This is a genomic window from Ruegeria sp. YKSF131 (assembly GCF_059612645.1).
On sequence record NZ_JBXWQZ010000070.1, the window covers coordinates 1 to 22,556 of the forward strand.

Sequence of the window (22,556 nt, forward strand, 5' to 3'; positions counted from 1 at the left end):
TGGTCAGAGATCGCGCGGCGAGGCCCAGATCGGGCGATACAAACAGGTCATCGGACTGGAACTGCGCAGCCGCAACATGGAGACCCAGACAACCGAAGCCCGCATCGCTGTCAAAGCCCTCAACCGCATGACCCGTCTAGGTCGTGCGACCTATGAACGTGTCGCATAACGAACCGGGGAAAGGGGCAAATGCGGCCCAAGCGCTATTCGTGCAACGCGGTCTCGGAGAAACGAGACGCGGGACAAAGCAGACACTCCGCTCAAATAGTTGGATGTTTTGTTTCGCACTTATTTCTCTATCGAGGCTGGGCAGAACTACTAGCAGTTCCGCAGATATTTTCGAAACAGTTCAACTTCGGGGACAAGCGCTTTGTTGGCGTCTGGGGTTACCAGATACAGCCCCTGCCTGGACGTGATTGTCAGGTTTGACAGCTGCACAAGAAGCCCGGTTTCGACAAAGAACGCCGCAAATCTCTCAGCCAGCAAGCATATGTGCGGGCCATGCGAGGCAATGACTGCTGCCGCAACAGAACTATCAGTGGATATCCGGTTTTTGTGCGCTTTTGGCCGTTCTCCCAATAGGTGGCTACGAAAAAAGTCCCCCCATTGATCCTCGATACCAACGATATGAACGAGAGGTCTAACTGCAAGATCTTCAGCAGTTACTAGCGTTGGCATTGTTTCCCGAGTCTTGGGAGAACACAAGGGAACGAGATCATCATGAAACAGCAGTTCGGCTCTGTAGCCCGGCCAATTCCCATGCCCTAGGCGCAGTTCTATATCCGCTTCGTCCGCCTGATTATCAGCCCAAACGGAAGAACTCATTCGGATTTCGATGTTTGGAAACTCACGGGAGAACTCCTGAACAATGTTCGACACCCAGATCGCTGAGTACGACAATGGAGCGCGAACTGATAGCCGGGTCGGCTGTCGAAGGCCGAAAATGCTGGTAGTTGATCCCATTATTTCCGCAAACGCACGTCGAATTGAAGGCAAGTACGCCTTTCCGTTTTCATTCAATCTCAGCCCTCGCGGCAAGCGCACGAACAGCGCATAGCCCAGATGGGCCTCCAACGCTCTTACGCGGTGGCTTATTGCAGATTGAGAAAGGTTCAATTCCTCAGCCGCGGCCATGAAGTTCTCATGCCGGGCCGCAGCTTCGAAAGCCTGCAGTGCGGGAAGTGGCGGCAAGCTGGTTCTGGTGTCAGACATATAGCCTCCAATTTTTAGACCCCTTAGGGCACAAAGAGTTCTTTTGACTGATACCCAATTGCCCCGCATCGTCAAGAGAACTGTCACGTTCAAGAAAGAATCAAGAATGCGCGTCGGATTTATCGGTTTGGGAAACGTAGGGGCAAAACTGTCGGGCAGTCTGTTGCGCGACGGGTTTGACGTCATCGTCCGCGACTCGGATCAAGCTGCGGCTCAACCCCTTCTGGATCAGGGAGCGATCTGGGCTGAAAGCGGCCGCGCGTTGGCCGAAGCCTGCGATGTGATCATCACTTGCCTGCCGTCACCCGTGGTTTCCGCCAAGGTGCTGGAAGAAGAAAACGGCGTGTTGGAAGGCATCTCAAAGGGCAAGATCTGGCTGGAGATGTCCACCACCGAAGCCGAAGACGTGCAACGTCTGGGGGCCTTGGTTGAGGCCAAAGGCGGTATCGCGATGGACAGCCCCGTTTCCGGCGGCTGCCATCGTGCCTCAACCGGCAATATCGCCATCTTTACCGGCGGCAAACGCGAGGCGTTTGAACAGGTGCTGCCGCTGTTGTCGACCATGGGCCGTCAGATCGTGCATACGGGCAAGCTGGGGTCGGCCTCGGTGCTGAAAGTGATCACCAACTACCTGGCGGGCGTGCAGCTGGTCTCCACCGGTGAGGCCTTTATGGTCGCCAAAAAGGCAGGCATTGATCTGGCCGTGGCCTATGACGCGATCCGGGTGAGCTCCGGCAATTCCTTTGTGCATGAAACTGAAGGCCAACTGATCCTGAACGGCAGTTACAACATCAACTTCACCATGGATCATGAGGTCAAGGATGTGACCCTGTTTGACGATCTGGCCAAGTCATACGGCGTTCCGGTCGAGCTGTCGCCGGTCTGTGTGGCTGCGATGGAGGACGGGCTGAAACGCTATGGCCCGCGCGTGTGGTCCAGCCAGGTGGTCAAACGGCTTGAGGATGATTGCGGCACCGACCTGCGCGCGCCCGGTTTCCCGGAATATCTGGTCGATCACGAACCCGAAGGCGCAGGTGCCGAAGTCGTGGTGAAACACCGCGCCTCTTACGAGTGATCTGCGCTGGCGACCGAAGCTTCTCCCCCTTCGGTCGCCAAACTCAAAATTGGAAAGGGCATAGCCATGGATAAGTCGCATAAATCCAGCTGGACCAGTTTCGGAAATGCCACCAAAGAAGATTTTCTGGCGGTGATGGACTATGAGGACACCTACAACGCGGCCCTGCCAGACCGGATACTGGACGCGCTCCGGTCGCTGGACGAAGAGTGGACCCCTTACCCCGTCAACCGCTATCAACACAGCTTGCAGGCCGCGACCCGCGCCTATGAGGACGGCGCAGACGAGGAAATCGTGGTTGCTGCTTTGGTGCACGACACCGGCGATATCCTGTCACCCTACAACCACGGCGAACTGTCTGCAGCGATGATGAAACCCTATGTCAGCGAGCGGACATACTGGATCTTGAAACATCACTGCGTTTTCCAGGGGTATTATTACAATCACTATCTGGGCGGGGACCGGAACGCGCGCGACAAGTACAAGGACAGCCCCTATTGGGAAGACTGCCGGTACTTCTGTCATGAATATGACCAATGCGCCTTTGATCCGGATTACCCAACAAAACCGCTGGAATTCTTCGAGCCAATGCTGCGCCGTATTCTGTCCAAGGGCGAAGGGCATATGGAGCTGAATGAGACTGCGGATGAACCGGTTGCGGTGTAACAGGCATGGTCAAGTCCAGACGCATATACACCTATGGCGGGCACGAAGCGTTGCGCAACCACACGGTAGCGGATTTTGTCGCCGGCAAGGGCGCACGCAAGTTTACGCAAACCACCTCCTATGATCAGGAAGAGGCCCGCGCGGCGCAAGCGGCGGGCATCGACCACCTGTCGATTTTGGACTCCGACGTAACTGAGATCCGTGCAGGCGCTCCGAACACGTTCATTACCGCCTGCCTGCCCGCAACGGATTTCGCAACCCATGACGAAATACTGCGGGCGGCGATCAAGGCCGCCGAAGCGGGTGCGGATGCTGTGTATACGATACGTTCGCTTGATGTTGTAGAAATGCTGGCCAAAGAGGGACTGGCTGTACAGGGCCATCTTGGCCTTGTGCCGAGACTGTCCACCATGATCGGCGGTTTAAGAGCTTATGGGCGCACAGCCGACGAGGCATTGAGCCTGCACCATGCGATGCGGCGGCTCGAAAATGCGGGTGCCTATGCCGTTGAACTGGAATGTGTCGCGCATGAGGTGATTGCCGAGCTCAGCCCCAGAACCGGGCTCGTCACCCATTCCATCGGGTCCGGTGGGGCCGCTGATGTGATTTTCATGTTTCAGGAAGACATCTGCGGCGACATCGACAACCCGCCACGCCATGCCAAGGCATTTGCCAACATGGCACCGATCCGCAAACAACTACAGGCCGAAAAACACAAGGGTCTCACGGCGTTTCGCAACGCGGTGCAGGATGGATCCTTCCCCGACGCCGCCCATTCGATTGCGATGATAGACGGGGAACTAACGAAACTCTGCGAGGCGCTGGAAGCGCTTTCTGCTGAAACCTGAGAAAGTTTGATCTGATGTCCGACACAGCGCACCAGCCTCAAGACGCAGAACCGGCCTCCATGAGCTGCGAATGGCACTACCATCCGGACTTGCCCGTGAAGTATGCACCCTATTGGGATTGGCCTCCGAAACCGATGAAGCTGTTGAAATGGCTGTGGAATACCTATTTGCAGTTCTCGGATCGCGCGATCTATCTCGCGCTTGCCTTCGTGGTTGCATATTGGCTGCAGCCAGTTGCTCCGGATCAGACCTCGTTCGGTTTTGGGTGGGCGGCCTGGGTTGTCCTGCGCAACTATCTGGCGGTGATTGCGGTGGCGGGTGGTTTGCACTGGTGGCTTTATATCCGCAAAGGGCAAGGCAACCGGTTCAAGTATGATCCGCGCCCGATACTGCCGCGCAAGAACGCATTGTACAAATTCGACTATCAGCTGCGCGACAACATGTTTTATGCGCTGGCCTATGGTGTCCCGATCATGTGCGGCTTTGAGATCGGTATGCGCATGGCCATTACCAATGGCTGGGTTGCGCCGGTGAATTTCTGGGATCACCCGATTTATTTTGTGCTGCTGTTCCCGGCTCTGGCAGTTTGGCAGAGCTTTCATTTCTATGTCATTCACCGGGCGATCCACTGGCCACCGCTCTACCGGCATGTCCATTCGATCCACCACCGCAATGTCAACACGACGTCGTGGTCGGGCATGTCGATGCACCCTTTGGAGCAGCTTCTCTATATCAGCTCGGTGCTGATCCTGTTGGTTATCCCGGCCCATCCGGTGCATCTGATGTTCCTGCTGTACTGGCTGGTTCTGGGCGCAATCTCGGCGCATGCCGGATACGAGACGCTGTTTGTCAAGAACAAGGAGCGGCTGGATATCGGGTCGTTCTTTCACCAGCTGCATCACCGTTACTACGAATGCAACTATGGCAACTCTGAAATGCCGTGGGACAAGTGGTTCGGCACCTATCACGACGGGTCCGAAGACGCGACGCGCGTCACGCGCGACCGCAAACGGAAAATGCACGCGAAATGAGCAACTTCATGACACCAGAGAATTTCTATATCAACGGCGACTGGGTCACCCCACTTTCTACGTGCGCATTTCCTGTTCTGAATCCGGCCACAGAAGAGCGGATCGGGACGGTCTATCTGGGGAACGAGGATGATCTGAACAGGGCGGTGGCCGCCGCGTGCGCAGCATTCGAAAACTATTCACAAACTTCTCGTGATGAGCGGATCGCACTTCTGGAACGTTTGCTGCAGATCAGTGAAGCCCGGCGCGAAGATATGGCGCAGGCGATGAGTGCGGAAATGGGCGCACCGATCACAATGTCGCGCGACGCCCAGGCAGATACCGGTATTGGGCATCTGCGGGGCATTCTAGAGGCACTGAAGGCACAAGATCTGCGTGAGGTCTTGACCAATGGGGACGTTTTGGTGCGCGAACCCATCGGCGTTTGCGGATTGATCACACCCTGGAATTGGCCAATCAATCAGATTGCCCTCAAGGTGCTTCCTGCGCTGGCGGTCGGCTGTACCTGCGTTCTGAAACCTTCGGAACACACCCCTCTTTCTGCCACTGTTTACGCACAGATGATCCATGACGCAGGGTTTCCTCCTGGTGTGTTCAACCTGATCCATGGTGACGGCGAGAAAATTGGATCGGGCCTTTCGCGCCACCCCGATGTGGACATGATGTCATTCACCGGATCGACGCGCGCCGGGATTGCTGTGACCAAAGATGCCGCCGATACGATCAAACGGGTGACACTGGAACTGGGCGGAAAATCTCCCAATCTAGTCTTTGCCGATTGCGGCGACGATCTGAACGAGCGGGTCACAGCATCAGTTTTGGAATGCATGTACAACACCGGTCAAAGCTGTGATGCGCCCACCCGGATGCTGGTCGAGCGCCATTGCTATGATCGTGTGCTGGAGTTCGCAAAATCCGCCGCCGAGGGGCAAATGGTCGGCGATCCGGTGCAGGAAGGCGATCATATCGGACCATTGTTTGACCGGATTCAGTTTGACCGGGTGCAGGACATGATCGAAACGGGCATTGCCGAAGGAGCGACCCTGTTGGCTGGCGGGCCCGGTCGCCCTGGCGGGTTTGATCGGGGGTGGTATGTGCGGCCCACAGTATTTGCCGATGTCACCAATGATATGGCCATCGCCCGGCAGGAAATCTTTGGCCCGGTGCTGGTGATCATCCCCTTTGAGGATGAAGAGGATGCGATCCGCATCGCCAATAACACGCCCTACGGTCTGGCCGCATATCTGCAAACCGGTGATCCGGACCGTGCCGAGCGTGTTGCCGCCCGGCTAAGGGCCGGCGCCATCCATATCAATGGCGGGGGTTTCAATTATGGCTCGCCCTTTGGTGGATACAAGCAATCGGGCAACGGCCGAGAGGGCGGGATGTTCGGGCTTGAAGACTATCAGGAAATCAAGACGCTTCACTTTGGGTGAGGCGCAATATCCAGGGAGGATACCAAATGAACGAATCCCGTGAAACCCGCCCGATAGTGGCCAAAATGGCGGACGCTGTGCGCCGCGGTGAAATGAGCCGCCGCGAATTCATTGCGACGGCCAGTACATTTGGGGCCAGCGCAGCAACAGCTTATGGCTTGCTGGGAATGAGTGCCCCGGCGCAGGCGGCAACCGGCATTCCGCAAAAGGGCGGCGTTGCGAAAATCGAGATGCGGGTTCTTGCTCTGACTGAGCCGCGCTTTCAGGATTGGGACCAAGCCAACAACGTAAGCCGCCAGTTCCTTGAGCCTCTGGTGCGCTGGGAACTCGACTACAGCTTTGGCGGTGTATTGTTGGCAAGCTGGGAGGTTAGCGATGATGCTAAAACTTATACGCTAAACCTGCGACAAGACGCGATCTGGAACAACGGCGACCCGTTCACTGCCGATGATGTAGTCTTCAATATCGAACGCTGGTGTGACAAGTCCGCCGAAGGCAACGCAATGGCATCCCGTTTTGCCAGCCTTATCGACGAAGAAACGCAAAGGGCGGGCACAGGTGTCATCGAGAAAGTAGATGAATACACCGTGCGCCTTAATCTGCCCCGCCCCGATATCACGCTGATCGCGGCGATGGCTGATCATCCCGCGCTGTTGGTCCATCCAAGTTTCTCGGGCAGTATCGTGGATACGCCTATCGGCACGGGACCGTTCGAATTAGTGTCCCACATGGTTGGGGAAAAGGCTGTGTTTAAACGGCGGGATAACGGTTGGTGGGGTGGTCAGGCTCATCTCGCCGGAATTGAATTCGTCGATTATGGCACCGATCCTTCGGCAATCGTCGCTGCATTCGAGGCTGGTGAAATCCATGTCAACGACAATACGTCTGCCGATTTCGTCGAAGTCCTGGACGGGCTTGGCTTGGTGCGGAAAGAAAAGGCGACCGCAAACACCATCGTTGCCCGCATGCGCGCTGACAGCGCCCCTTATGACAATGCCGATGTTCGGCGCGCCATTCAAACGGCGGTGGACAACAATGTCGTGTTGGAACTAGGCATCAACAATACCGGCGTCGTCGCTGAAAACCATCATTGTGCGCCCTTTCATCCGGAATACGCGGAAATCAGCAAGCCCGAGTTCAACCCAACCAAGGCCACGGAACTGCTTGACGCCGCCGGCCACGCCGATACGGAGTTTGAGTTGATCTCGTTGGATGGTGACTGGCGGCAAACCACGACTGATGCGATTGCGGCGCAGCTTCGTGATGCCGGTATCAACGTGAAACGAAAGATCATTCCCGGCGCGACTTTTTGGAATGACTGGACCAAGTATCCGTTCTCGACAACCAATTGGGGTGCCCGCCCGCTCGGAGTCCAGATATACGGTTTGGCCTACAGGTCCGGAGAACCTTGGAATGAATCCGGTTTCAGCGATGCGGATTTCGATGCAATACTGAACGAGGCGGTCGGGATTGCCGATCCTGAGAAACGTCGGCCTCTGATGGCAGAGATGCAGAAAATCCTGCGAAACAGCGGCGCCATCATTCAGCCTTTCTGGCAGAGTCAGTACCTGCACCATGTTCCGGAGTTGAAGGGCTATGAGCGGCACCAGCAGTTCGAGGCACGCTTCGACAACGTTTGGTTGGAACAGTAGGCATTGTCAGGTTGTTGAAGCGGTCTCGTCGTTGTAGCGCGCTGCCATGTTGAATCTGTGTGATCTTTCCCGCCTCAAGGGTTTTCGTTTCCCGCGCTCGGTCATTGGCTGCGCGGTCTGGGCGTACCATTGGTTTGCACTCAGCCTGCGTGATGTTGAGGATCCTTTGGCCTCTCGCGGGATCGCGGTTTCTTACGAAACTGTCCGGTACTGGGTGGCACGCTTTGGGGCTCAGTTTGCCGTAAAGGTCCGACGGGATCGACCGCTTCCTGCTTGTAAATGGCATCTCGATGAGGTCGTGGTGCCAATCAAAGGGCGTAAACACTGGCTCTGGCGCGCGGTTGATGCCAACGGTGACTTCTGGACGTTTTGATTCAATCCCGCCGGAACAAAGCTGCCGCAAAGCGCTTTTTCAGGAAACTATTCAAGGTTTGGGGCCGACCAAGGGTAATTATCACCGACAAGCTGCGCTCCTACGGGGCGGCAATAGCGGAACTGGCCCCAGGGATTGAGCATCGCCAGCACAAGGGGTTAAACAATCGCGTCGAGGCTTCACACAGACATACGCGACGGCGAGAGAAAATAATGGGCTGGTTTAAGTCGTCCGGTAAGGCACAACGGTTCTTGTCGGTCCACGATCAAACCGCCGCACTATTCCGCCCCAAACGCCACCGTCTTTCAGCCGGTTCCTACCGCCACGCCCGAACCGATGCCTTCGAGCTTTGGACCGAATATGCAAACGACTTGGCCGCTTGAATCCAGCACTCCACCCCGCTCTTGCCCGGCGCAAAAAACAACCTGACAATGCCCCACCGAGACCAGCCGTCCGATGCTGCGACTAATTCTTCGAAGTTTTTTAGGCAAATCGGATTAGCAGCCCTTGGGTATCGTCGAGCCGACGCTCATGCGAAAAGCGGCGAAACCGTGGTGAGAGCCCGGAGCAGCCGTTCGCTCGTAAAGCTCAGGCGACTTCAGTCCGACACTGTAATGACTTCGGCTTTCGAGCGGAGCCACTTGATGAATGCCTGCACTTCGGGGCGTTGCTGTCCTGGCGAGGTTTCGATGTGGTAGACACCAAAGAGCGTCTCAGAAGCGAGCACAGCGATCCGGCCAGTCGCGATGTCTTCCGTAAAAAAGGCGCGGGCAGTATAGGTGATGCCATCGCCGCGTCGGACCGCTGGCATGATCAGGTTGCCCGGCATGTGGTTAATCGCCAAAGGTCGCTTTAGGACGATGCCATGAAAAGTGAACCACTCCGCCGCCTCGTTAGTCCCTAATTCCTGCAGCCAAGGTAGGTCGGCAAGCGACTTGTAGTCTGAAAGATCACGTGCCTCGATCAGCGATGGCGCACCGATGACAACCATGTCTGTCTTGAGGACAGCCTCGACATCCGGCTCGGCTCGCCTTTGATCACGATACCTTATGGCGACGTCGATCCCACCCGGCCTGAGCTCAACGATCTGTGACGTCGGATTGAGCATCAGGGTGATTTCTGGATTCGCCCGCTGGAACTCGCCGACCCTCGGCATGAGCCACTCAACAGCGAAGGCTGGTGGCATAGTCACTTGTACCGGCCGGAGTGCGGCTTCTTCACTTATGCGCTCCACGCCGCGGCTGATGATATCGAAGCCTGCTTCCAGATCTCGTGCTAATCGGGCGCCTGAACGCGTCAGCTCAATGCCGCGACCGACCCGATGGACTAACGCAATACCAATTCGGTTTTCGAGCGCTTTGACCTGCTGGCTAACAGCGGCCTGTGTAACGTTCAGGTGGTCTGCGGCACCTGCATAGCTGCCTGCAGTAGCTACGGCAGCAAAGGCGCGCAGGCTGTTCAATGGCGGGAGTCTCAACCAATCCATATAATAGATTTTCTAATGTTACGACAGGATTAATGAGTCGCATGAAGTCAAAAATTTAGCAATATGCCTATCATTGGGGCAGTGCAGTTGGAGGATAGGATGATGGAAAAGCTAAAGGGTGGATGCTATTGCCGCGCCGTACGATACGAGATTTCCGGTCGGCCGGAATGGTCAGCGCATTGTCATTGCCGGTCCTGCCAGTTGGCGCTTGGTGGCGCCTTCGTGACTTGGGCAAAAGTGGCCGCGAAGAATTTCGAAGTCACCAGCGGTACCATCAAAACGATCGAGAAGACCCCCGGAGTTCGCCGAGGCTTTTGTGGCGATTGCGGGACAACACTGACCTATGCCGCAGAAGGTGAGGTGGACGGTCAAGATTGGAGTTCTGACGCTTGGTTTGCTGCCGCCACTCTCGACGACCCATCGGAGGTCGAACCGAAGTCGCACGTCTTTGTCTCGCATCAGCAGCCATGGATCAAGCTCGCCGATGGGTTGCCGACGTTCCAGGAGTTTTGATGCGACCAACCAAGAAAGGGACACTATGAGCGAAGCCTACACATACGCCTGCCGTGATTGCGAGGGCATGGAGACCTGCCCCGGCGAGGTCACCGCCGGTTCGAAGGATGAGGTCTGGAAGCTGATGGAGCTTCACGCCGTCATCGCGCATGGGGAAAACCCCAGTTCGTGGGACAATGAAACGCGTGATTATCTGAGCACATTGATAACGTCCAAATGACAACTGACCTAGTTGGGCAATTCTTTTTGACGGATGGGCAAGCGTTGCCAAGCCGACCCAAAGATTAAACCTCTAGGGTGGTTTCTGTGGGTTAACCGGACTCTTTGGTTGTGTCGAAAATTTTGAACTGAGATTGACGAGCACTCAAGTTTAGTAGTCTGTTCCCGTCGAATAGTTTTCGAACAGTTTTTAAGTATGATCTCTCTGAAAGGCTGCCACTTTCCCAAGGATGCAGTTCTTTACGCTGTGTATTTCTATTTGCGGTACACAGTGTCGTATCGTGATTTGGAAGAGATCATGGCCGAACGCGGCGTGCAGGTGGACCACGCCACTCTCAACAGGTGGGTCGTTAAGTATTCGCCGATGATCGCCGCGAGCGCGCAATCGAAGAAGCGACCAACGCTGAGTTCCTGGCGCATGGACGAAACCTATCTCCGCGTGCGCGGCAAGTGGATGTATCTTTTTCGAGCGGTCGACAAAGCGGGAAACACCCTTGATTTCATGCTGTCTGAGCGACGAAATCGTCCAGCAGCAACCAGGTTCTTTGCCAAAGCACTGTCGTCCAACGGGATCCCAAACAAAATCGTCATCGACAAAAGTGGCGCAAATGCAGCTGGCATTCGAGAAGTGAACAGGATCCTGAAGCGGTTCGGTTGCCCAGCCAAAGTACAGACGATCAGGTCCAAATTTTTGAACAACATGATCGAACAGGATCATCGGTTCATAAAGCGGCGTGTTCGGCACATGTGTGGGTTTAAGTCGTTCGAATCCGCTTCCGCCACTTTGGACGGCATCGAGGTCGCCAACATGACCCGGAAGCAGCAATTCTTTAGTGATACGACTTCCGGCTTTCGGTTGTTTGCTGAGATCGCAGGATAACTGCGTCTAGCATATCGCTGGCTTTCGTCGTTCCAAAAGTTTGCGACACTACCCACCCAATGGCGATAAACTGATCGTAGAAGAGCGCGAAGATCAGCGCAGTCGGAAAGGTGAGAAAATCGGCATCTCGATCCGGCCCGAGCGTGCGATGCTGTTTGATCCGGAAACCGGATTGCGGCTGCGGTAGGAGATTTGCGGCGGGATCAGTTTTGGATTCGATTTAAGTCCTGGTGACGCGAAACCCATAACCCGCCCATTTCATGCCGTGCCACGTGACTCGCCGTCAGAATTGCGATGATCCAACCCGTGACGACTGCGGTAGCCGTTCCGAACCAGACACCGATCTCGTTGAAATGCCACAGGCCGACGAAGACCCAGACAAAGAATGCGACCCCGAAGCCCTGGCGGTAGAGGCTGATCCAGACCGTCCAGATGGGTCTTTTGAGGGCCTGAAGCAGCGAATTGATGGAAAAGAGCATCATGTAAAACGGCAGAATCAGGCTGTCGACGCGCAGATAGCTGACGCCTACTCGGACGACTTCGGGGTCGGTGGTAAACAGGCGCATCAGATGCGGGCTCAGGCCCCACAGGATTGGGATGGCCATCGCCGTCATGATAAATCCGACTTTCCAGCAATAAAACAGGGCCGCCCGCACGCGCTGAAAATCCCGGGCGCCGAAATTCTGCGATGCGATTGGCAGCACAGCGCCGGTAACACCCAGCACAGGTAAAAGCAGAATTTGCTCCAGCCGAATGGCGACCCCGAAGCCTGCAATGGCATGTTCCCCGAATATTTTCAGGGCAAACTGCATGACAAATCCTGAAAGCAGCATCACCATGAAAGACACCGCCGTTGGCAGGACCTGAACGGAAATCACGGTAAAGCGATTCAGGCGCGGGGCGAAATAGGCGATCCGCATTCGCTGCATCCGGCGTCGTCGCAGCACCTGCCGGATCATGTAGATCATGACACCGGTTTGACTGATAACGGTAGAAATGGCCAACCCGTCAAAACCGATCCCCGGAATCAGCCCGGGGATGCCAAAAATAAGCAGAGGATTCAGGGCGATATTGGCGAAGAAGGCCACGATCAGGGCGCGCTGCATTGATACCGCATCCCCATGAGCCTGGAGGATTCCGTTGCACCCATGAGCCAACAGAAATCCGGGCAGTGCCAGAAGAAGCCAATAGAAATAGCGTAGCCCCGCATCACGGTATTCGCCGGGGTCGGATACAAGATGTATCAGCGCGGGGCCGTACCAGAGGCCTGACAATGCCAGAAGCCCGGCGGCGATAAAACCATATGTCAGACCCTGCGCCACCAATCGCCGGGCCATGCGGTGGTTGCCTGCCCCCAGTGCGTTGCCGACAAGGGCGCTCATGGCGGCTCCAAGACCAACCCCAACAGACAAAGTTATAAAGAAGGCCTGAAACCCAAGGGCCAGCCCGGCCTGTGCGCTTGTCGACAACAGCCCGGCAAAAAAGATGTCCACGACATTATAGAGCGTGTTGAACAGCATTCCGATTGCAGCAGGCACTGCCAGTGTCCGGAAATGTGCCGGAATAGACCCTCGGGTCAGGTCAAGATCGACTGGCTGAGCCATGTCACGCAGGCATCACGGGCGCTCGGCCTGAACAGTCAGAAAGACGAATTCCGGGGTCAGAACCTCTTCGAAGCCGTGGTTCAGTTCAGCGTCGACGCTGATCGTGTCGCCTGCGGTCAGCTTGAACCGGGCCTCGCCATACCGATAGACCGCCTCACCTTCGAGCGCCTGAACAAAAACTACGCCGTGACCGACATAAGTCGGAGGATGACCACCCTCGCGCAGAAGGGTTACGCGCCGGGCTTGAAAACGCAGGTCCTTGCGTGAATGCAATGCCAGATTGACATATTCATGGCTATGGCCTGCGGCGATACGGGTGGATTTCAAGCCTTCGCCGTGGCGGACGAGCGTATAGTCGGTGTGATCGGTGCGGGCTTCGCGGAACAGTGACACAATCGGGACTTCAAGCGCTTCGGCCAGCGCAGCCAGGGTGTCGATCGAAGGAGAGACAAGCCCGTTTTCGATACGGCTGACCATTGCGGCGGAAATACCCGATTGCTCGGCCAGTCGGCGGGCCGATTGCTTTCGGCTTTGGCGCAGCTCTTTCAGCGATGCTCCAATTGCGCGGTCGATCTGTCTTCCCGGCGGGTCTCCCTGCATGGCTTCTCCCATCACTCGCTGCCGTAATAGCCCACAACATCTCCGTCCGTGGTCACGCCAAGCCCGTTCAACAAGCGGTTCACGTAGTTGAAATAGCCGACGATCTGATTGATTTCGAGTATCTCACCATCATCCCAACCAGTCTCTTTTAGCCCGGCCACATCAGAATCGACCATCGTACCCGGTGTCAGCGTCAGTTTTTCTGCGTAGGTCAGCGCGGCAAGATGGGCGCCGTCAAAGGCATCCTGCGGACGATGCGCCTTGAGCGCCGCCTCAATCTGGTCGGCGCGGGCGTCATCATCAATTAGATGTCGGGCGTTGGACCAGTGGTTGGCGTAAGAATAGGGGCAAGTGTTGAGGGTGGATACATAGGAACTGATGACTTCCTGAAACCACATCGGAACCGTGTTTGCCTCATCATGCAGGCAGGCCCGGTACAAAATCACGTGCCCCTTCATTGTGTTGGGGCGCAGGGAATGAACACGCATGACGTTGTCCACTGTGCCATGTGGCGTCCGGGCCAGATCCAGAGTGGCCTTCAGATGCTCGTCGGCGTCTTCGTCAGATATCATCCTGATCCAGGCAGACATTTTTGGTTCCTTCCTTAGTCGTCAGCACAAATTATGGGTCGTGTTGTACGGCGCGCTGAGTTTTTTATTGACGAGTATTGCATATTAAGCAACCATATTAATTAGCGCGCAACAGATTTAAGGATTCTCAGGCCTTGCCCGACTGCCTCACTCAGTCAAAGCGCCAATCTGGCACTAGCTTTCAGGACGGTTTCGCTACCGCCCTTTGTCGGCCCGCGCGCGCTACGGTTTCGGAGAGGCCAACTGAGAAATCACGGCGCAATTTTCACCGCAAAAGACTGCCAGGTATGGTGTCCCGAACCATGACAGGCGCGACATGACACACGCCACTCCGATGATTGAAGTGACCAATCTGGACAAGTATTATGGCACGTTCCATGCGCTGAAAGACGTTAGTTTGACGGTTCATCAGGGTGAAAAAGTAGTGATCTGCGGACCCTCTGGTTCGGGAAAGTCCACACTGATCCGTTGTTTCAATGGTCTGGAGTGGCACAATTCGGGCCGTTTGGTGATAGATGGTATCGAAGTTTACGAGGGGGCCAAGGAGATACGCGAACTGCGCCAGGAAGTTGGGATGGTTTTTCAGCAGTTCAATCTGTTTCCGCATTTGACTGTGCTGGAAAATCTTATGATCGGCCCAATGAAAGTGCGCAAAGTTTCAAAGGTACAGGCCGAAGAGACCGCGCGAAATTATCTTGAGCGCGTGCATATTCCGGAACAGGCCGACAAATATCCGGCACAATTGTCTGGCGGTCAGCAGCAGCGCGTGGCGATTGCGCGTTCTTTGTGCATGGAAACCCGGATCATGCTGTTTGACGAGCCGACCTCGGCGCTCGATCCGGAAATGATCAACGAAGTTCTGGACGTGATGGTCGAGTTGGCCGAAACCGGCATGACCATGGTTGTGGTTACCCACGAAATGGGGTTTGCCCGCAAGGTCGCAGACACGATGGTCTTTATGGAGGCGGGTCGGATCGTCGAGATATCGCCGCCTGAACAGTTCTTTACCAACCCTTCCAGCGAACGGTGCCGCCTGTTCCTGGATCAGATTCTGGCGCATTGAACGTGAGCGATCTGGGCATATCCGGGCCAAAGGGCCAGCCGTTGCCAAAGCCACCGTTTCACAAGCGGTTTTTCGACTCGGTCCTGATTTCCGTTGTCATTTATTCCATTATTGTTGGTCTAATCGCCTATGGCGCTTACGCCGGGGCGCAGAGTATGGGTTATAACTGGCAATGGTATCGTGTGCCGCAATTCCTGTACCGCAATACCGAGGTCGGGTTTGAATGGGGTGAAATCCCAATTGGGCTTGTAGCCACCATCCAACTGTCGGTGACCGCCTTTTTTCTGGCAACGGCGATAGGCCTTTTGGTGGCTCTGTTGCGGCTATCGGGGTTGGTCATCGGGTCAGCGGTTGCCGTGGGGTACCTGGAACTGATCCGCAATATTCCGCTGCTGGTTCTGCTTTATCTTTTCTATTATGTGCTCGGGCCGATCTTTGGGTTTGACCGATACACGGCAAGTATCCTGACACTTGCCGTTTTTCATTCGGCCCTGATTTCCGAGATTTTCCGCGCTGGTATCAACGCAATTCCCACGGGTCAGTGGGAGGCGGCAAAATCCATCGGGATGACACCGTATCAGACCTATCGCTATATCATTTTGCCGCAATCAGTACGGTTCATGCTGCCACCGATGACCGGTGAGGTAGTTCACCTGATCAAATCCTCAGCGATTGTAAGCGTGATCGCGGTGGCTGAACTGACCACGTTTGGACGCAACATCATATCCGATACCTACATGAGTTTCGAAATCTGGTTCACCATTGCACTGGTCTATCTGGTGGTGACCCTGATCCTGTCGATTGGCGTAACCCACCTGGAGAAGAAATATGCCGTCGACCAATAAAACTGAAAACTATGTCGGACAACAAGGAGAACCAAGATGAAGCTTTCTCGCAGAATGTTGGGGGCGGCGCTGAGCGCGGTCGTTGCAACAGGCGTCGCAACATCAGGTTGGGCGCAAAGCACAACGCAGAACCTGTCCAGCGAAAGTGTGATTGAAACCATCAAGCAGGATGGAGTGATCCGCATTGGGCTGTCGCTATTCGTACCGTGGTCGATGCGCGACAAGAACGGTGACCTGATCGGTTTCGAACTGGATGTCGGTCGCAAGCTGGCCGAAGACATGGGGGTCGAAGTTGAATTTGTTCCCACCGCATGGGACGGTATCATTCCGGCGCTGGTTTCGGGCAATTTCGACGTGATCATCTCGGGCATGTCTGTGACGCCGCAGCGAAACCTGACTGTCAACTTTACCGATCCATATGCTTTTTCCGGTCTGGCCATCTTGGTAAATAAGGAACTGACAGATGGAATGACTCAGGCTGATCTGAATTCTGCAGACGTGACGTTCGCAGCCCGTCGCGGTGCAACGCCCGCTGTCGTGATCGCGGAAAACTTCCCGGAAGCAAACTTGTTGCTATTTGATGAAGATGGCGCGTCGACGCAAGAAGTTCTTAACGGAAATGCACACGCAACAATGGCTTCACAGCCTACGCCCAACCGGGAAGCAGGGCGTAATCCTGAAACTCTGCGCGTGATGGAAGGCGATCTGTTTGATCCGCGTGGCGAAGCCTTTGCTATGCGCAAAGGTGATCCGGATGCATTGAACTTCTTCAACAATTGGATTGCTCAGCAATGGCGTTCGGGTTGGCTGGAAGAGCGTCACAATTATTGGTTCGCAACAGAAGAGTGGGCCGACCAGGTTGCTCAGTGACTAAAACAAAGGGCGGCGGCATTGCCGCCCCCGACCCTGAGGCGGAGCAATCCCGGTGCAAGATTTCCTGAAGAAACTGAGATGGCCAGATTATCTGATCGTGGTGACTCTGATCGCTTTCTTCGGGTATATCTGGCTGTCGATCGAAGGCACGCTGAACTACAAATGGCGCTGGGAATTGATCCCGGGCTATGTCGTTGGCTGGCATTCGGGCCGCGAAGAGTATTTCGCGAACCTGTTTCTGCAGGGGCTTATGGCGACAGTCCGTATCAGTATTTACTCGGGCATTCTGGCCTTGTTGCTTGGCACCATTCTGGGGGTTGCGCGGTGTTCAGCAAACCTGACGATCCGGATGCTGGCACGGACGTATCTTGAATTTCTCCGCAACGTGCCGCCGGTTGTGGTCGTTTTCATTTTCTTTTTCTTCCTGTCACAACAACTGATTGACGCGCTCAACCTCGAACGTTGGGCTCGTGGTATAGCGCGGCAAGAGGACAAAGATATCTGGACCTTCTTTTTCGGCGAAATGCGCCGTTTTCCCTCACTGGTTTCTGGTGTCATCGTTCTGGCCCTGTTTGAAAGCGCCTTTGTCGGCGAGATTGTCCGGGCTGGTATCCAGTCGATCCCGAAAGGCCAGCGCGAAGCGGCGCGCTCGATTGGTATGAGCAAACTACAGGAGATGCGTTACGTGATTCTGCCGCAGGCGTTGAAGAAAGTGGTGCCACCGCTGGCAAACCAATTCATCTCGCTGATCAAGGACAGCTCGATCCTGTCGCTGATCTCGGTGCAGGAACTGACCTACAAAACAGTCGAGCTTGTGGCCTCGTCCCGCATGATCTTTGAGGCGTGGATCACCACGGCCGGGTTCTATTTTGTTGTGTGTTTCGGCCTCAGCCGATTGTTTGCACGACTTGAAAAGCGGTCAGACAGGCGCTGACGCGAACGGCCCGGGGCAATGCGGATATATGATTTCCGGTTCTCGGGCAGTTGCCATAAAGCTCGGCTGCTGCTGTCCATGCTGCGGCTGGATCATCAATTCATCAAATCATCAATGTCAACCTGCTGAGCGGAGATCAGAACCAGGTTACATTCTTGCAGGTCAACCAGCTGAACAAGGTCCCGGTGCTGGACGACAACGGCTTTACCCTGCGCGACAGCACCGCAATCATGATGTATCTGGCACAGAAGTATGGCGCTGCAGATTGGGCGCCGGATTCGCCAGAAGAGCATGGGGACATACAGCAATGGCTGTCCTATTCGGTAAACGAGATTTTCCACGGCGTTGCAACGGCCCGCGCGATTGTTCTGTTTGAACGCGACATCGATTTGACCGGGCCACAGGCACTTGGGCAGAAATCCCTGCAGAATATGGAGCAGCACCTGTCACGACGACGCTGGCTGGCATGTGATCGTCCTACGATCGCCGATCTGGCCTGTTACCCCTACAAAGCACTGGCTTATCAGGGAAAGTTATCGCTGGCTCCTTACCCGGCAGTCCGTTCGTGGATCGCGCGTGTTGAAGCTCCGTCGGGATATATCCTGATGCCGGGGTTGCCGGCACCGGACTAGGACTGTTCGGGGCTACGCCCGGATCTGCACCATGCCGTTTTTGATGCGGGTTTCGAATACCTTCATTGGTCGTGTCGCAGGGGCCGAAACCGCATGTCCGTCACGCACATCGAATGCGCCCTGATGCAAAGGGCACTCGATGACGTAGCCATCAAAATACCCGTCACACAGATCAGCACCGCCATGATTGCAAAGTGCCAACGAGGCATAGACGCCGCCGGGAGTGTCGTAGACCGCCAGGATACGTGAGCCGATCTCGACCCGTGTGACCCAGTTCTTTTCCAGCCGAGTTGTCTCGATCACGTCTTTCCAGGGTTTTTCATCCGCCATGAGTTACGCCTCCGCCTTCTGCCGGATCTGCCTCAAGATCTCGCGATGGGCGGCCAGATACCCCCCAGGCTCAACATGAATGTGGTCTTTCAGCTTCTCATGAAGGCGAGGTAACGCGTGGAAAGGAACTGAGGCTACGTAGTGATGCTCCGCGTGGTAGTTCATGTTCCAGCACAAAAAGGACCAGGGGGCGGATACCAGATTGGTGCGCGTATTTTCGGACATCTGCGCCACGGTGGGGCGTCCGACATGTTCGGTCATCCGGATAAAGCGCATCACAGGCTCACCCAAAAACAAAGGGATTATCCAGTACCAGATCAGTCCCCACCAGCCGATGATGGCCATGCCCAGAAAGATGGCCGTATAGATGGCCAGCATTCTGCGCGCATCGCGATACACCGCCTGATGTTCCACTTTCGGGATGAATCGCAGCTCGGTCTCGCTGAGGTTGCCGCTGGCATGGCGAAACAGTTCCGTGAATTTACCGCGCCAGTAGGGCAGGGCGGACAGGTACATAAGGTACTCCCTCAACGTCTCGGGCAATGGGATCAGTTCAGGGTCGTCCCCGGTCAGTTGCGTATAAGTGTGGTGATCGCAATGTTCATAGCGAAAGAACCGATGCGGCAGGATAATGATCAGGCCGCAGATCTGACCAACCAGATCATTCAGCCACCTTGTACGGAATACGGTATAGTGCACGCATTCATGCTGCAGCGAGAAGTGGTGTACCAGAACGATGCCCTGGAGTAACATTGCAGGCCATATCAGCCAGTTGTTCCATGCCAGAGTAACAAGGGTGGTCGTGCAGGCCAGCACCAGAACCCAAAGCGCCAGATGGCATAAGCCGGGACCGTTAGACCGTTGCATGAAACCTTTCAGCTCTTCACGCGTGAGCTTGCCTTCGGCCAATGCCTGAGACAGGGGCGTTACGATTGCTTGTGACATGTGAGTTCCACACAATTTGCCGGTGCGGGGGCCGCGCCCTCATCGCATTTTCCGGCACCGGAGACGGGAGTGCTCCGCACCATAGGGTCCTGTCGGGTGGACTCTATTGCTACCAGATTAGCGTGATGGCACGCGTTCGATCAAGCTTGAATGATCAGCCGGTTCGGCGAAGGCCGATATCCGGATCGGGGTCGGCAAACAGTGCTGCCGCACAGGGGTGTTTGTCCAGAATGGAAGCTCCGCCGGGCAGGCGGTCAGCATGAAAAACCCCATCTTCCCAATAGGTCACACCATCGATCTTGATTGTCGGATCAAACACGTTCCAGCTGATTTCTCCGGGAGCATATGCGCCGCAAGTGTGGAAGTGCAGGATACGCGGATTGCCAAAAGCAGATCCGCCCCAGCGTTCGAAATTCTCGCGCATATCCCAAGGGTATCCGCAGCCCGGATGAATGCCAGCATGCCATGAATGCACGAAATTTCGGTCAATACCGAACTGGCCCGCGACCCGGTCATATTGTACTTCGGCCCGGGCCACATCGGTGGGCTCGCCCGTGAACCCGGTCAGGCGCCCGTTCTCAAGTGACGCAAACACCGGGCTGTCGAACTCGATCGTATAGTCTTCATAGTATCTTGATCCGGTTCCGGTTAGAAACTTCAGCGCCACACGTCCTGAAAAACTGTGCGCCGGGACTGGCGTGAAAACTGACATGGGGAATCTCAGGATCGACGTATCGCCCGCCGGATCAAGGTTCATCTTCGGCTTCCCCTGAAAGGCCGTGCCCAGAGGGCAGGTGACCCGCACATCGGTTGCCTCGTTCAGGACGGCATTGATCGCCGCCTTGATGTCGAGAAAGGCATCATGGTGCCCGTTGGAAAAGCCCGACCCGAACAGCTCACGGTTCAGCGCAAAGCTGACGATGATTTTTTTGCCCCGGGGCATCTCCGAAAACCGTAGCTGATCCCCAAGACGGGCAAGAAAGAGGATTATCTCGGCTGCTTCGAACCGCGCCAGAAGATCCGGGGACAGGTGAGGATTGTCCGGATTAAATCCTACATCCACTGCATCAACCGACAACCCCATGGATTGCGCGACGTCCGATACGATCTTGACACTGTCCGCGTCAAAATAACCAAACTCGGGGGGTTCGTAAGCGATCAGAAGTCGGTCACCCGCCGCTGCGTGAGCGCAGTTCGTCAAAAGATTTCGCGCGCCGCGCTCGGGTGTGATGTCCGACATTCGCGTCTCCTACGGATTCAAGCCCGTACAGATTAGGCCTGCACCATGCGCCTAATCTATTTGAAAGTGATTATGTCTGACATTAGGGTGACTAATATGATTGTAAATCTGCCCTATTCAGCTCTGCGTGCCTTCGAGGCAGTTGTCCGTCATTCTGGCTTTTCCCCTGCCGCGGCCGAACTTGGTGTTAGCCAAAGTGCGGTCAGTCAGCATGTGCGGACGCTTGAGGAATGGTTGGGTCGCGATCTGCTGGTACGCGGCGCGCGGTCATCGCGCCCAACCCGAGAGGGTGAACTGCTAGCGCTGGCCATCTCCGAAGGGCTGGGGCGCATTTCAGGTGTTTGCACCCAGTTGCGGGATAAGACCCGCAACGACCGGACCATCGTGATTTCATGCCTGCCAGGTTTTGCTTTCAACTGGTTGTTTCCGCGTCTTTTGAACTTTGATCTGGCCCACCCGGACCTATCGATTTCGATCGCTACGGATACTGGTCAATATCCGTTCTCCGGCGCGGATGCGGATATCGGAATCCGCTATGGGCTGGGTGATTACCCCGGCTACCAGGTGGATCTGCTGATGACCGAGCAGTTGTTTCCTGTTTGCGCACCATCTTTGATACCCAACCTGCGCGGGGTCGAGGATCTTGCGAAGCACACGATGCTGGTAGATGAGAATCTGCATCATGGTCCTGCAAGCCCAACCTGGGATTTCTGGGCACGGCAATGCGGTCTGACGCTGCCGTCACCCTTGCGCACACGGCGATTTGGCCAATCCAATCTGGTGGTTCAGGCTGCAATTGAAGGGCTGGGTGTCGCGCTGGGTCGGGAACCCCTGGTGATCGATACGTTATGTGACGGGCGTCTGGTTCGACCCTTTCCAGAACTGACCGAGTCCCCTTTGTCTTACTGGCTGGTTCGGCGACACGAAACCAAGGACAGTCCGAAAGTCGGTGAGTTTCTGAACTGGATCAGTGCTGAAGTAGAAGCGCAACCGGACATCCCGCCATCCGCCGACGCTTATAATTAGCCTGGCTTATATGAGTCATTACCATTCCGACATGGCGCAAGGACGTCTCTCTGCCCATACTGGTACAAGCCATCTGACGATCTGGAGAGCATTTCAATGTATCTGAGAAACTGCTGGTATGTCGCTGCCTGGAGTAAGGATATCGGTCGCGAACTGAAGGCCGAAACGTTTCTGGGTGAAAACATCGTGCTTTACCGGCGGGAGGACGGCACTCCGGTCGCATTGGAAGATGCTTGCCCGCATCGCAAGCTGCCGCTGTCCAAAGGCAATCTGATCGGTGATGTGGTGGAATGCGGTTATCACGGCCTGAAATTCGACTGCTCGGGCAAATGCACGGACAGCCCGACCCAGCGTGGCATGACCCCGCGGCGGGCAGTGGTAAGATCATATCCGGTAGTGGATCGGTATCGGTTCCTGTGGATCTGGATGGGTGATCCGGAACAGGCGGACCCTGACAATATTTTCCTGATCGAGAATTTCGAC

At 55.6% G+C, this 22,556-nt stretch carries 25 protein-coding genes and 1 pseudogene; 18 read left to right on the top strand and 8 right to left on the bottom strand.

The genetic code is table 11. From position 1 onward, the window contains the following. Positions 1–318: 318 nt before the first annotated feature. Positions 319–1,398 carry a LysR family transcriptional regulator gene (locus AC2FLZ_RS18880; RefSeq protein ID WP_496882599.1) on the bottom strand — a complete coding sequence of 360 codons (1,080 nt, stop codon included), beginning with the start codon at positions 1,396–1,398 and terminating at the stop codon, positions 319–321. Here AC2FLZ_RS18880 and AC2FLZ_RS18885 point away from each other — a divergent pair. The 7 genes and pseudogenes from AC2FLZ_RS18885 to AC2FLZ_RS18915 all read left to right on the top strand — a co-directional run bounded on the left by AC2FLZ_RS18885 (position 1,319) and on the right by AC2FLZ_RS18915 (position 8,676). Further along, positions 1,319–2,287 (top strand): NAD(P)-dependent oxidoreductase, encoded by a 969-nt coding sequence (locus tag AC2FLZ_RS18885; RefSeq protein ID WP_496867728.1) that lies wholly within the window; start codon positions 1,319–1,321, stop codon positions 2,285–2,287. The genes AC2FLZ_RS18880 and AC2FLZ_RS18885 overlap by 80 nt on opposite strands. 66 nt (positions 2,288–2,353) lie before the next feature. Next, on the top strand, positions 2,354–2,953 hold the full coding sequence (locus AC2FLZ_RS18890; protein ID WP_480521483.1) for an HD domain-containing protein: 600 nt from the start codon (positions 2,354–2,356) through the stop codon (positions 2,951–2,953). Positions 2,954–2,958: 5 nt separating this feature from the next. Then, entirely contained in the window at positions 2,959–3,801 is an 843-nt protein-coding gene (locus AC2FLZ_RS18895) for a 3-methyl-2-oxobutanoate hydroxymethyltransferase (protein WP_496882600.1), read from the top strand. A gap of 14 nt (positions 3,802–3,815) precedes the next feature. Further along, positions 3,816–4,832, top strand: a complete 1,017-nt coding sequence (locus AC2FLZ_RS18900) for a sterol desaturase family protein (protein ID WP_496882601.1) — start codon at positions 3,816–3,818, stop codon at positions 4,830–4,832. Further along, on the top strand, positions 4,829–6,268 hold the full coding sequence (locus AC2FLZ_RS18905; protein WP_496882602.1) for an aldehyde dehydrogenase family protein: 1,440 nt from the start codon (positions 4,829–4,831) through the stop codon (positions 6,266–6,268). The genes AC2FLZ_RS18900 and AC2FLZ_RS18905 overlap by 4 nt, the downstream gene beginning before the upstream one ends. A 26-nt stretch (positions 6,269–6,294) precedes the next feature. After that, positions 6,295–7,920 (top strand): ABC transporter substrate-binding protein, encoded by a 1,626-nt coding sequence (locus AC2FLZ_RS18910; protein WP_496809264.1) that lies wholly within the window; start codon positions 6,295–6,297, stop codon positions 7,918–7,920. Between the two features lie 46 nt (positions 7,921–7,966). Next, positions 7,967–8,676, top strand: a pseudogene (locus AC2FLZ_RS18915) (IS6 family transposase). Positions 8,677–8,891: 215 nt separating this feature from the next. On the opposite strand, the gene AC2FLZ_RS18920 reads toward AC2FLZ_RS18915, so the two are convergent. Continuing rightward, on the bottom strand, positions 8,892–9,755 hold the full coding sequence (locus AC2FLZ_RS18920) for a LysR family transcriptional regulator (RefSeq protein ID WP_496809265.1): 864 nt from the start codon (positions 9,753–9,755) through the stop codon (positions 8,892–8,894). Between the two features lie 126 nt (positions 9,756–9,881). Here AC2FLZ_RS18920 and AC2FLZ_RS18925 point away from each other — a divergent pair, with 126 nt between their 5' ends. From AC2FLZ_RS18925 to AC2FLZ_RS18940, 4 genes are all read left to right on the top strand, one after another. After that, positions 9,882–10,292: a GFA family protein gene (locus AC2FLZ_RS18925; protein ID WP_496809266.1), complete on the top strand. Its 411-nt coding sequence runs from the start codon at positions 9,882–9,884 to the stop codon at positions 10,290–10,292. Positions 10,293–10,317: 25 nt separating this feature from the next. Continuing rightward, positions 10,318–10,512 (top strand): DUF1059 domain-containing protein, encoded by a 195-nt coding sequence (locus tag AC2FLZ_RS18930; protein ID WP_480556068.1) that lies wholly within the window; start codon positions 10,318–10,320, stop codon positions 10,510–10,512. Between the two features lie 195 nt (positions 10,513–10,707). Continuing rightward, a complete protein-coding gene (locus AC2FLZ_RS18935) occupies positions 10,708–11,391 on the top strand; it encodes an IS6 family transposase (RefSeq protein ID WP_496882603.1) in 684 nt (227 codons plus the stop codon). 40 nt (positions 11,392–11,431) lie between these two features. Then, the gene (locus AC2FLZ_RS18940) at positions 11,432–11,578 is read left to right on the top strand and encodes a hypothetical protein (protein WP_480520684.1); all 147 of its coding nucleotides are present in this window, start codon (positions 11,432–11,434) and stop codon (positions 11,576–11,578) included. A 16-nt stretch (positions 11,579–11,594) separates the two neighbouring features. On the opposite strand, the gene AC2FLZ_RS18945 is transcribed toward AC2FLZ_RS18940, so the two are convergent. The 3 genes from AC2FLZ_RS18945 to AC2FLZ_RS18955 are packed head-to-tail and all read right to left on the bottom strand — an operon-like array spanning position 11,595 to position 14,185. Continuing rightward, positions 11,595–12,995, bottom strand: coding sequence for an MATE family efflux transporter (locus AC2FLZ_RS18945; protein WP_496882604.1), 1,401 nt, complete (start codon positions 12,993–12,995; stop codon positions 11,595–11,597). A gap of 12 nt (positions 12,996–13,007) precedes the next feature. Continuing rightward, positions 13,008–13,595 carry a helix-turn-helix domain-containing protein gene (locus AC2FLZ_RS18950; RefSeq protein ID WP_480478040.1) on the bottom strand — a complete coding sequence of 196 codons (588 nt, stop codon included), beginning with the start codon at positions 13,593–13,595 and terminating at the stop codon, positions 13,008–13,010. A gap of 11 nt (positions 13,596–13,606) precedes the next feature. Then, positions 13,607–14,185: a carboxymuconolactone decarboxylase family protein gene (locus tag AC2FLZ_RS18955; RefSeq protein ID WP_480478037.1), complete on the bottom strand. Its 579-nt coding sequence runs from the start codon at positions 14,183–14,185 to the stop codon at positions 13,607–13,609. A gap of 316 nt (positions 14,186–14,501) precedes the next feature. Between AC2FLZ_RS18955 and AC2FLZ_RS18960 the strand changes: the two genes are divergently transcribed. From AC2FLZ_RS18960 to AC2FLZ_RS18980, 5 genes are all read left to right on the top strand, one after another. Further along, the gene (locus AC2FLZ_RS18960; protein ID WP_480478035.1) at positions 14,502–15,248 is read left to right on the top strand and encodes an amino acid ABC transporter ATP-binding protein; all 747 of its coding nucleotides are present in this window, start codon (positions 14,502–14,504) and stop codon (positions 15,246–15,248) included. A 2-nt stretch (positions 15,249–15,250) separates the two neighbouring features. Beyond that, complete coding sequence (locus tag AC2FLZ_RS18965) at positions 15,251–16,093, top strand: amino acid ABC transporter permease (protein WP_496716074.1); 843 nt, start codon at positions 15,251–15,253, stop codon at positions 16,091–16,093. 36 nt (positions 16,094–16,129) lie between these two features. Further along, positions 16,130–16,963 carry a transporter substrate-binding domain-containing protein gene (locus AC2FLZ_RS18970; protein WP_480478031.1) on the top strand — a complete coding sequence of 278 codons (834 nt, stop codon included), beginning with the start codon at positions 16,130–16,132 and terminating at the stop codon, positions 16,961–16,963. 55 nt (positions 16,964–17,018) lie between these two features. Beyond that, a complete protein-coding gene (locus AC2FLZ_RS18975) occupies positions 17,019–17,900 on the top strand; it encodes an amino acid ABC transporter permease (protein ID WP_480496294.1) in 882 nt (293 codons plus the stop codon). Positions 17,901–18,010: 110 nt separating this feature from the next. Then, on the top strand, positions 18,011–18,532 hold the full coding sequence (locus tag AC2FLZ_RS18980) for a glutathione S-transferase N-terminal domain-containing protein (protein ID WP_496809305.1): 522 nt from the start codon (positions 18,011–18,013) through the stop codon (positions 18,530–18,532). A 12-nt stretch (positions 18,533–18,544) separates the two neighbouring features. Here AC2FLZ_RS18980 and AC2FLZ_RS18985 read toward each other — a convergent pair whose 3' ends face one another. From AC2FLZ_RS18985 to AC2FLZ_RS18995, 3 genes are all read right to left on the bottom strand, one after another. Continuing rightward, complete coding sequence (locus AC2FLZ_RS18985; RefSeq protein ID WP_480520678.1) at positions 18,545–18,862, bottom strand: non-heme iron oxygenase ferredoxin subunit; 318 nt, start codon at positions 18,860–18,862, stop codon at positions 18,545–18,547. A 3-nt stretch (positions 18,863–18,865) separates the two neighbouring features. After that, positions 18,866–19,807: a fatty acid desaturase family protein gene (locus AC2FLZ_RS18990; RefSeq protein ID WP_480520676.1), complete on the bottom strand. Its 942-nt coding sequence runs from the start codon at positions 19,805–19,807 to the stop codon at positions 18,866–18,868. 154 nt (positions 19,808–19,961) lie between these two features. Further along, a complete protein-coding gene (locus AC2FLZ_RS18995; RefSeq protein WP_480520674.1) occupies positions 19,962–21,047 on the bottom strand; it encodes a hypothetical protein in 1,086 nt (361 codons plus the stop codon). 96 nt (positions 21,048–21,143) lie between these two features. Here AC2FLZ_RS18995 and AC2FLZ_RS19000 point away from each other — a divergent pair, with 96 nt between their 5' ends. Both AC2FLZ_RS19000 and AC2FLZ_RS19005 read left to right on the top strand, forming a co-directional pair. Next, positions 21,144–22,073 (top strand): LysR substrate-binding domain-containing protein, encoded by a 930-nt coding sequence (locus AC2FLZ_RS19000; RefSeq protein WP_480478019.1) that lies wholly within the window; start codon positions 21,144–21,146, stop codon positions 22,071–22,073. 96 nt (positions 22,074–22,169) lie between these two features. Further along, positions 22,170–22,556 (top strand): Rieske 2Fe-2S domain-containing protein (locus AC2FLZ_RS19005; RefSeq protein WP_496882605.1); only part of this gene is annotated, 387 nt, incomplete at its 3' end.